This is a genomic window from Nostoc sp. PA-18-2419 (assembly GCF_005869855.1).
In the GTDB taxonomy this organism is placed as follows: Bacteria; Cyanobacteriota; Cyanobacteriia; order Cyanobacteriales; family Nostocaceae; genus Nostoc.
The window spans coordinates 1-9,545 of record NZ_SZNH01000076.1; the positions used below are offsets into that span (position 1 = coordinate 1).

The window sequence follows — 9,545 nt, forward strand, 5'->3', positions numbered from 1 at the left end:
GAATGACACGGCTCTATGGACGTGCAAAACGTGGTGAGCGATTGTACGACTCTTGCCCCCGGAATCGAGGAAAAAACATCTCGTTAATTGGGGCGTTGAGTATGGATGGACTAATTGCCACTATGAGTATTCCTGGCAGCGTCAATACCGATGTATTCTTAACCTACATTCGAGAGATTCTGACACCTCAATTGTGGGTGGGAGCGGCTGTAGTCATGGATAATCTACCAGTACATCAAGCCCTAGTAATTCGAGAAGCTATTGAAGCTGTTGGTGCGCGGCTTGTCTTTTTACCTCCCTATTCGCCTGATTTGTCTCCTATCGAATTGTGTTGGTCAAAACTCAAACAGTGTTTACGTACTGCAAAAGCCCGTACTTGTGAGCAACTTAACCAAGTATTAACACAGATTGTGACTGAGCATATTTCCTCCGATGATGCTTGCGGCTGGTTTGCTCATTGTGGTCTATTCATTTGAAAACTGCTGTATGATTAGTGTATCTGTGCAAAAAGCCCAAAAGCCTCTTTCTCCCTGCTCCCTGCTCCCCTGCCCTCTAAATGATAAGTCTTTAACACAGCATGATATTAGGAGTTATTATTCTCCTTTTACCCCTCCATCATTTCTGACTTGCAACTCCCAACTTTTGACGACAATCTTCTACTGAACTGCGTTGTCGCATAGCATTAACTAAAGCCTCATAGCTAGACGAATTTTCTTGCAGCAAGGTTTTTGCTTGCAGGGCATGAAACCGCAGTTTTTGCTGATAAACTGACTCAGAAAAACCTAAAATTTTTAAGACTTTTATCAACTTATTTTTATCGTCAGTTCCACCCTCAGCATTATTAAAAGCTAAGGTTTCCGCAGCAATACCCGCCATCCAAACAGTGCAGTAGCGGTCTAGCATTTGGGCACTTATTTTACCTTCTTCTAATTGAGATGTTAATTCCGTATCATCAAAGGTAACACCCCCTAGTCCTTCTTGCCCCTGCTTCAAAGCTTCCCAAGCACTGAGAGTATAACCGATAACGGGAATACCTAACAGATGAGCAACTAAGAAATGTCCTGCTTCGTGGTGGATAACGCGATCGCGATGTTCGCTTGAAAAACCAGCAATCCAATCTAAAAAGATTGTACCGCCCTTACCCTGCAAGCTAAAACTATCAAAAGTCGCTATTCCCAAGATGACAAAGGTAACAAGCGCTGGTACTGTCGGCGATAAATTGATAAATGGCCCCAACAGTGCTGATAGGGTGATGAGAAAGATAGATATTGCAATTAAATTTAGACTGGTCTGGCTCATTGAGAGTTTTCTAACGATCTGCTTAATCTTTCTTCATTATTATCAGGCGATCGTACAGCTCTATATCAAGTGTTTTTTTTAATCCTCTTTGACTAGTTGCGCTCTCAATTCCCCAAGCACTTGTCTAAATTTTTCCTATGTGTATTTATTTAGAATTTATTGATTCATTTCCAGCAGTTGAGGAACTGTTACGAATCGGTAGCCTTGCTGTTTAAGTCCACTAATGATTTGTGGTAATGCTTGTACAGTTCTTTCCCGATTACCCCCGCCATCGTGCATTAAAACAATAGAACCGGGTTTGGCACCTTTCAACACATTATTTACAAATGCTTGAGGTTTAGCATGAGGGTCAGTATCAGCCGAAGTTAACGACCACATCACTATAGTATCTTTCTGGCTTTTAGCATACGCGGCTAATCCATTGTTTAAAAAACCTCCTGGAGGACGAAACAAAGAAGTTTTGACACCTGTAGTTTTATAAATCAGGTCAGCTGTGCGTTCAATTTCACTCTTGGCTGTGGCTTCATCCATTCGTCGATACCAATGATGCCAAGTATGATTACCAATCACATATCCCTCAGCTACTTCTCGCTTTGCAAGGTCGGGATGTTCTTGTAAAGCTTGTCCCACCCAAAAAAATGTTGCCTTAACTTGATTTTTATCGAGTATATCTAAGATTTGTGAGGTTGTGTTTTGCCAAGGGCCATCATCAATAGTCAGAGCAATAACTTTATCATTATTATGAAGTTGGGCGTGATAAACAATTTTTCCCTGATATTTCGTCGGTACAGTAAAAGTAAGGTTTTTTACTTTGGCTGCTGAGGACAAGTGAGAGTTAACTAGTTTGTGAAGCTGTGTTGTAGGAATCTGTAGAGTTGGCGATAAATGTACGGGCTGATTCGTCTTTGAGAAGAAAGTATTTGATTGAGTACTACAAGATGTAGTTAAAGTAGTAACAGAACTGATAATTGTCATAATACCAATTATCTTTTGAGGCTTAGGACAGTTTTTTCCCATGTAATTTTTCCCAAAACTCACCCAATCATAGACTATAGTTTTGCTTTTTAGAGGAGAACAAAATAGAAAGCAGTGAGTACTGAGTTATCAAAGTTTAGATGTTTGTGGTCAACTGCGGTTTTAACTTCTGGCGGAACCCTGAATAAGAGACTTTGAAAAAATTAATTATCGAAAAACTTTTTACTCGATTTCTGCTTCAAAAATAATCAATTTAGCTTCAATACCTGATATCTAAATTTTTTATTCATAATGATTATTGTGTAGGAGGATAGTAGGCAGCAGACTATTGTTGCTCATCTGCTAGATCCCTGTGCAGATTATCATTCCATGAAACCTTATCAACACAAACAATTGCAGCGGCGGCGTCACCTGACATCCCGTTGGATTGGAGTAGCGATCGCCTTCTATGCTTTCATCGCCATTGGCATTGCTGAAGCTGGGCTGGGGGTACTGTTACCGTCCATCCTGTCTACTTACCAACTGACTCCAGCAACTGTGACGCTGCTGTTTGTCAGTCAAATTAGTGGATACATTGTTGCTGCCTTCAGCAGTAGTCTGGTTAGTAGCCGTTTAGGGCTGGCGCGAATGCTCTTGATTGCTGCTAGTGCCCTGACAACTGCGCTGCTCATTTATGCCCTGTCCCCTTATTGGTCGATCATGGTCATTGCAGGAACCTTACTGGGGCTGGGGATTGGTTTAATTGATGCAGGCATCAACACTTACATTGTGCAGGACTCGCGCAGTGCAAACCTAATCGGTTCACTTCATGCCTTCTATGGCATTGGCGCACTCCTAGGCCCGACGGTGGCAACGACGCTGTTAGCTGTTGGTATAAATTGGCGACAAGTGTATCTGGTGTTGGCTAGTGTGGTTAGTGTGTTAGTAATAGGTCTTATCAGCGTCATTCTCTGCCGCTATCAGCCGATGATCGCAAGGGTAACGACATCTGATACAACTGCGGTTGGAAGTTTGCGGCGATCGCTCCACCATCCTACTGTGCTGTTAACCGGGCTGCTCTTGCTAGTGTATGTGGGCACTGAAGCCTCAGTTGGTAACTGGGCATACACAGTACAATCTGTTGCCCGAGAAACACCTAAATTGATTGCAGGATATAGTGTAAGTGGCTATTGGATGGGGCTGACGATTGGACGCTTCGGTCTGAGTTACTACTTGAAACGGCTGGGTGCCGTTCGCACCATCAGCTTATCTCTGAGTCTATTGATGATCGGTTTGGTTGCCTGGTGGCTCTTACCCAATCCGTGGATCGGCTTACCATTGATTGGCTTTGCCTTAGCGGCTATTTTCCCCGCCACCATTTGGCTGATTCCCCAACGAGTACCAGAACCGCTCGTGCCTGCGGCAGTGGGTTTTGCCACCAGTAGCGCTAGTTTTGGAGCAGCGATCGTGCCGACGGGAGTGGGCTGGTTGGCGAACTGGGCAGGTTTGGATATCATCCCCATGTTGATGCTGCCACCTGCGATCGTGATGATTGGTATACATTGCTGGTTAGTTCAACATCAGCAATCCTAACGACTATTGAATGATGTCAAGCAGATATTAAAGAACATCATGTTGCTGCCAGTGAAGATAACCCCCAGTACATGGTCGAAAGCGATCGCACTGGAAAACATGCTACTCATAAGCCTCATGCTCTTGAAAAGCTAGAGGAGTAATGCTTAGCTATGAGTAAAGATAATAAATCAGTCATTGAAGAGTTTCGTCAAGCTGTCAATATGACACCCGAGGAACTAGAGGCTTGGCTAGATACACACGAGTCACAAAGTGTCGGACAAAAGGATGGCAACGACGAGTCGATTGGTCATAAATCGGGGCGGCGTATCATCGAATTGTTAGAGAAAAAATTTGTATAACTGCTGTAGGTCTGCTCAAATGCAAAATTATTCAAATACGACTGTTCTATTTCCATAGACTAAGACACGATTTTGTAAGTGCGATCGCACTGCTCTTGCTAATACAACTCGCTCTAAATCTTTGCCTTTTCTTACTAAATCTTCCACTTCATCACGGTGACTAACTCGCACTACATCTTGTTCGATAATTGGCCCTGCATCTAAATCAGGAGTGGCATAATGAGCAGTTGCACCAATAATTTTCACACCACGCTCAAAAGCTCGGTGATAAGGGTTTGCTCCGACAAAAGCTGGTAAAAATGAGTGATGGATATTGATAACTTGCGGAAATTGATTAATAAAATCTGCACTAACAATCTGCATATATTTTGCCAACACAACTAAATCAATTTTGTATTGCCGCAGTAATTCTATTTGTTGGGTTTCTTGTTCTAATTTGTTTTCTTTAGTAATGGGAATATATTTATAGTCGATATTAAATTGCTCTGCTATTACTTTTAAATTAGAATGATTACTAATAATTAAAGGGATTTCAGCGATAAATTCTTTGGCACGTTGTCGCCAAATCAAGTCAAATAAACAATGGTCTTGGCGACTGACCCAAATAGCAATACGGGGTATAGTATCAGAAAAATGTAGTTCCCATTTAGCGTCTAAAGGTTGAGCGATCGCATTAAATGCAGGTGCAATAAACTCTCGCGGCAAATTGAACCCTTCTAACTGCCATTCAATGCGGGTAAGGAATAACCCAGCCGCAAAATCTGTATGCTGATTTGCATGAATAATATTACCACCATTAGAGTAGATGAAATTGGCAAATTTTGCCACTAATCCCCGTTGGTCAGGGCAGGAAATTAGCAATATTGCTGTTTTATTTGTCATTAAATATTATCGGATTTATTGAATTACTTATTTAGTATTAGTTGGAGTTGGTAGAGGAAGAGTACTTGGTAAAGGTGTTGATTTAATATTATCTACGGGTTGTTTCCACTCTGATAATTCTCGATTCACAGCATTTTCAAAATCCGTTGATACCAATAGCACATTGATTCCATCTGGTTTGCTAATTGGGTCAGCTTGAGCATACAATAAACTACCGTTAAAGTTCTTTTTACCTAAAATTAACTGATAGTTTTGTTTGTTTTTCAACGTAATATTAATAGTTGCTTGCGGTTGCTCTAAACCGAATTCTCCAAGCTGATTTGCGGGAGTTGCCAAAGTACGCTCGCTCTTACCCTTGACTAATAAATCCATTAAATAAGAAACAATAGCGTCATTTGCTGGTTCTGATATTGGAGATTTAATTAACCATTTAGAGTCACCAGATTGATTGTTACGTTCCAGATTTAAGGTGAGTTTTTTTGTTTTTACTGTTAAAGACTGGACATCATCTTCGGCAAAAGAGAAAATTTGTTGTTTTTGCTTTTTAATCTCTTCTCGTTGAGTAGCACCCTTAATTTCATGGAAGTATACAAAACTGCCTAAACCCAATGCTAGCAGTATCAAAATTAAAGTTATTCGTGAAAATTTCATTTTTTGTCATTTGTTATTAGAAGTAATGACTGGAGACTAGTACCGCAAGGCGGAATTCAAAATTCAAAATTCAAAATTCAAACAGGTATACAGCCTAAGCGTTTCGTTGATTTTGAATGGGTGGTTTATTTACGCCATGTTGGACTAGAGACTAGGGAAAAGTTTTATGAAAGCTCAGTTTCCAATACCCAATTCCTAGTATTCACCCCCTTATCTCCGTTTCCACCAGAGAATAACTGCGATCGCAAACCCAATCAGGGGTAAAACTAACACAGATGACACTGTTAAAAAATTGGCTTGGGTGGTTGTCAGGGTTATCCGGCGATTTTTTGGTTCTTTGGGGCGAATAGAAAGGGGTTGCTTATCTTGCTGATTCAGCCAGGTGACTGAGTTGAGAAATACATCGCCATTTAGTTGCCTTTGAAACAAGCCATCAGTGGCAAAGTTAGAATTTCCAAAAACGACTAAGCGTGATTCAGTGGGTGTTTGAGATAAGGGAGGGGGAGATGAGGGGGATGAGGGAGATGGGGAAGTGGGGGAAGTTTTGCTTTGGGTGGTTGGTGATGCTAAGGGGGAAGGTGTGGGAGTGGGAGAAGTTTTGCTTTGGCTAGTTGGTGATACTAGGGGGGAAGGTGTGGGTGAAGCTTGGGGAGTGGGTGTAGATTCGGGTGTTTGTTTTCTTGTTAAAGCAACACCTAAGACCAGAGGCCCTTTGAGGTCTTTATCTGGATTAAATTCTAATTTTTCGCTTTGTAGGTCGCTTTCTGCCCAACTACTGGGATAGGGTTTGGTTTGCAGTAGAGGGGTGGCTTGGATACCTGGTACAGGGGTAATTTCCAGAGGTCGGGCGATGGGGTAAAAAGAAATATCGTTGCGGAAATCTTGGGTTATCGGATGTTGTCCGTATTCTGTTACTAAGGGTGTAGCGGGGCCGAGTCCTACGACGCTTTGGGCTGAAACATCTACTGCTAAGCGATTATCCAGACGAACACCCCACTCTTTTAGCAAGCTGTCAAGTTTGGAATTGGTATTAGGGTCGATCATCAGCAGTAAGTTACCGCCTCGATTCAAATATTCTTCTAAGGCTTTTACTTCGGCTTCAAACAGCTCTCGCTTAGGGCCAGCTACTATGACGACAGCAGCATCTTGAGGAACTTTCGGGTTTTCTGCTAAATTTAGCGGTGATGTTGTGTAATTTTTATCGTTTAATCCTTGAATTGCTTGCGATATTGCACCTTGACCGGGTGAAAGTTGGTGTTCGCCATGACCTTGGAGTAAGTAAACTTTGGTTGTGTTTGAACTTGTTAGTTGTTGTAAGCGACTAGTTAATTTGACTTCTGATAGCCGTTCGTTTTGATTTATTGTTTGGACTAATTGCCTTTTGTTGCCAGATTCTAGGTAGACTTCGCCATAATCCTTGACACCAAATTTTTCTGCCAATCCTGGTCTAAGCTGAGGATTTATATATTCAAAATTAAATTTTGAGCTTTGTCGGCGGTAATTTTCTAATAATTCTTGGTCTTGGGGATTCTGGTTAATATCAAATACCCAGACTTTAACTGGCTGTGGTAGAACTTTTACTAATTCGCGTGACTGAGGCGCAAGGGTAAACAATTGAGTTTCTGTAAAATCTGTCCGGAAGTGATAGCGAGTTCCTAAAAAGTTAATCAATCCCAAAATTACTAATACTGCCACAGTTGCTACTAAGGCATTTGTACCAGCTTGGGTAGACCGACTCTTCCACCACTTGGTTTGGTAGCTTTGCCATATTATCCACAACCCAATAATGACAATTCCTGTAATTAGGAATATTAATGAAATTAGTCCCCATTGTTCAGAAACTAACCCAATCGTTAACCCAACTGTAACTAGGAACGGGCCTAGCCAAAACAGATATTTCCACAGTTTCTTTTTTGTGACTATCTTCATAATGACTAATTACGCCCAAAACGTAGTGCATCTATTGATTGAGCTGTGAGAAAGATGCCCAAAAAAATATAACTGGCAAATAAAATCAAGGCGCTGGTATCGTAAATGCCTTGAATAAGGGTGTTGAAATGCTTCAGCAACGATAGGTAGCCTATGGCTTCGCCCACAGGATTCGGGACAATTTTGGCAATTAAGTCAATCAATAACAATAATAAGATGACTCCGAAGGTAAGAACAGCAGACAGAATTGTGCTGTCTGTTAATGAAGAAATAAACATTCCTAAAGATAAAATTGCTGCTGCTAATAAGATTAATCCTAAATGACCGAGTAAGAGAATTGTCGGTGTCATTGGGGGATTTGAACCGTTGATGGCGATCGCTTCAAACACTAACATGGGCATGACCATTGCAGTAAAAAATGTTAGCACGCCTAATAATTTACCTACAGCTACCGCCCAGTTGGTGATTGGTGACGTGGCTAATAGTTCTAAAGTGCCCCGTTTGCGTTCTTCGGCATAAAGTCCCATCGATAAAATTGGCAAGATAAACAATAATAGCCACCCCATGCGATCCAAAAATGCGCGAATAAATTCGTAGGGCACATCTATGGGTGGAATTGGCACTCCTAGTTGTTGTCCTTGTAAATCTAAGGCTGCGACTGCTGGCAATATGCCATCAGGCCCCACCAAAATCATGATGAAAAATAACCCGGCAATGAACCAAAATACACTAGCGATCGCATAAGCCAGAGGTGATACAAAATAACTCTGTAACTCTCGGCGATAAATGGCAATAATATTACCCAGTACTACACCCATTTATGCGGCTTCTCCTTGTGTGGCTGCTTCTAAATTTTTTTCTTCTGTGGTCAGTTGCAAGAACACATCTTCTAAGGTAGCGTTAACTCGCCGCAATTCATGTAAACCAAATCCTGCACGCACTAATGTTATGGCAATATCTTTTCCTGGTTCTTTGCCAGGTTGCGAGATCACCCGCAGGTAAGCCCGATTTGCCTGGAGTTGATGAGTGTGTATTCCCGTTGTCGCAATTGATTCTACCAAACTCACACCCGCCACATTTTGTAATACCTGTTTGGCGAGGGCGGCTTCTCCTTCTATTTCAATTTCATATCCCGAGCCACCCGTCAATTGGGTCATCAAATTTTCTGGTGTATTAGTTGCCACAACTTTACCACGATTGATAATGGCAACCCGGCTACAAGTCATACTCACTTCTGGGAGAATGTGTGTAGAGAGAATAATTGTGTGAGTTCCAGCAAGACTTTTAATTAAATTCCGCACTTCAATTATTTGCCTGGGATCGAGTCCTACAGTAGGTTCATCGAGAATAATTGCTGGCGGATCGTGGACGATCGCTTGAGCAATTCCTACCCGTTGGCGGTATCCTTTAGAAAGTTTGCGAATAATTACCCGACGTTTATCTTGTAAGTTACAACGTTCGATTGCTACTGTGACCTTATTAGTGCGATCGCCTGCTGGAACTCCTTTAATTCGCGCTACAAAATGTAAAAATCCTTCCACGGTCATATCTGGATATAACGGCGGTGTTTCCGGTAAATAACCAATTCTTTGGCGTACAGCCAGGGAATTTTCATGGACATCATAACCAGCAATCCGCGCATTACCATCGGTTGCCGGTAAATAACCAGCCAGAATCCGCATGGTTGTGGTTTTACCAGCACCATTCGGCCCCAATAAGCCTAAAATTTCCCCTGGTTCGACGCTAAAAGTGACATCAGTAATCGCTGGGGTAGAACCGTATATTTTACTTAGATGCTCGACTTCAATCATCGTTAGTGGCGATCGTAAATTAGAAGATACCTAATAATCTTAGATCGCAATATTGGGCATGGGGGATTGGGGAGGCAGCAGGAGG

General features: G+C 41.9%; 11 protein-coding genes. 4 read left to right on the plus strand and 7 right to left on the minus strand.

What is annotated here, in order from left to right:
• Positions 1 to 476, plus strand: a 476-nt coding sequence (locus FCR06_RS31475; protein ID WP_138506697.1) for a transposase, incomplete at its 5' end; no start/stop codon positions are given.
• Positions 477 to 615: 139 nt separating this feature from the next.
• Here the strand turns inward: FCR06_RS31475 and FCR06_RS31480 are convergent.
• Positions 616 to 1,299 carry an ATP-dependent Zn protease gene (locus tag FCR06_RS31480; protein WP_138506777.1) on the minus strand — a complete coding sequence of 228 codons (684 nt, stop codon included), beginning with the start codon at positions 1,297 to 1,299 and terminating at the stop codon, positions 616 to 618.
• A gap of 156 nt (positions 1,300 to 1,455) precedes the next feature.
• The gene (locus FCR06_RS31485; RefSeq protein WP_411268038.1) at positions 1,456 to 2,274 is read right to left on the minus strand and encodes a polysaccharide deacetylase family protein; all 819 of its coding nucleotides are present in this window, start codon (positions 2,272 to 2,274) and stop codon (positions 1,456 to 1,458) included.
• A 369-nt stretch (positions 2,275 to 2,643) separates the two neighbouring features.
• Here FCR06_RS31485 and FCR06_RS31490 point away from each other — a divergent pair, with 369 nt between their 5' ends.
• From FCR06_RS31490 to FCR06_RS31500, 3 genes are all read left to right on the plus strand, one after another.
• Positions 2,644 to 3,846, plus strand: coding sequence for an MFS transporter (locus FCR06_RS31490; protein ID WP_138506781.1), 1,203 nt, complete (start codon positions 2,644 to 2,646; stop codon positions 3,844 to 3,846).
• Between the two features lie 71 nt (positions 3,847 to 3,917).
• Entirely contained in the window at positions 3,918 to 3,989 is a 72-nt protein-coding gene (locus tag FCR06_RS34515; RefSeq protein WP_262984734.1) for a hypothetical protein, read from the plus strand.
• A gap of 9 nt (positions 3,990 to 3,998) precedes the next feature.
• Complete coding sequence (locus FCR06_RS31500; RefSeq protein ID WP_138506783.1) at positions 3,999 to 4,187, plus strand: DUF3140 domain-containing protein; 189 nt, start codon at positions 3,999 to 4,001, stop codon at positions 4,185 to 4,187.
• A 27-nt stretch (positions 4,188 to 4,214) separates the two neighbouring features.
• Here FCR06_RS31500 and purU read toward each other — a convergent pair whose 3' ends face one another.
• From purU to FCR06_RS31525, 5 genes are all read right to left on the minus strand, one after another.
• The gene (gene purU / locus FCR06_RS31505; protein ID WP_138506785.1) at positions 4,215 to 5,069 is read right to left on the minus strand and encodes a formyltetrahydrofolate deformylase; all 855 of its coding nucleotides are present in this window, start codon (positions 5,067 to 5,069) and stop codon (positions 4,215 to 4,217) included.
• A gap of 27 nt (positions 5,070 to 5,096) precedes the next feature.
• Positions 5,097 to 5,720 carry a DUF4340 domain-containing protein gene (locus FCR06_RS31510; RefSeq protein WP_138506787.1) on the minus strand — a complete coding sequence of 208 codons (624 nt, stop codon included), beginning with the start codon at positions 5,718 to 5,720 and terminating at the stop codon, positions 5,097 to 5,099.
• 210 nt (positions 5,721 to 5,930) lie between these two features.
• On the minus strand, positions 5,931 to 7,649 hold the full coding sequence (locus FCR06_RS31515; protein WP_138506789.1) for a GldG family protein: 1,719 nt from the start codon (positions 7,647 to 7,649) through the stop codon (positions 5,931 to 5,933).
• 5 nt (positions 7,650 to 7,654) lie between these two features.
• Positions 7,655 to 8,467 carry an ABC transporter permease gene (locus FCR06_RS31520; protein WP_138506791.1) on the minus strand — a complete coding sequence of 271 codons (813 nt, stop codon included), beginning with the start codon at positions 8,465 to 8,467 and terminating at the stop codon, positions 7,655 to 7,657.
• Positions 8,468 to 9,460: an ABC transporter ATP-binding protein gene (locus FCR06_RS31525; protein WP_138506793.1), complete on the minus strand. Its 993-nt coding sequence runs from the start codon at positions 9,458 to 9,460 to the stop codon at positions 8,468 to 8,470.
• Between the last annotated feature and the right edge of the window lie 85 nt (positions 9,461 to 9,545).

Bases quoted from the DNA above. Each gene is read 5' to 3' on its own strand.
- FCR06_RS31480 (WP_138506777.1), bottom strand. From the start codon at position 1,299: ATGAGCCAGACCAGTCTAAATTTAATTGCAATATCTATCTTTCTCATC.
- FCR06_RS31485 (WP_411268038.1), bottom strand. From the start codon at position 2,274: ATGACAATTATCAGTTCTGTTACTACTTTAACTACATCTTGTAGTACT.
- FCR06_RS31490 (WP_138506781.1), top strand. From the start codon at position 2,644: ATGAAACCTTATCAACACAAACAATTGCAGCGGCGGCGTCACCTGACA.
- FCR06_RS31500 (WP_138506783.1), top strand. From the start codon at position 3,999: ATGAGTAAAGATAATAAATCAGTCATTGAAGAGTTTCGTCAAGCTGTC.
- purU (WP_138506785.1), bottom strand. From the start codon at position 5,069: ATGACAAATAAAACAGCAATATTGCTAATTTCCTGCCCTGACCAACGG.
- FCR06_RS31510 (WP_138506787.1), bottom strand. From the start codon at position 5,720: ATGAAATTTTCACGAATAACTTTAATTTTGATACTGCTAGCATTGGGT.
- FCR06_RS31515 (WP_138506789.1), bottom strand. From the start codon at position 7,649: ATGAAGATAGTCACAAAAAAGAAACTGTGGAAATATCTGTTTTGGCTA.
- FCR06_RS31520 (WP_138506791.1), bottom strand. From the start codon at position 8,467: ATGGGTGTAGTACTGGGTAATATTATTGCCATTTATCGCCGAGAGTTA.
- FCR06_RS31525 (WP_138506793.1), bottom strand. From the start codon at position 9,460: ATGATTGAAGTCGAGCATCTAAGTAAAATATACGGTTCTACCCCAGCG.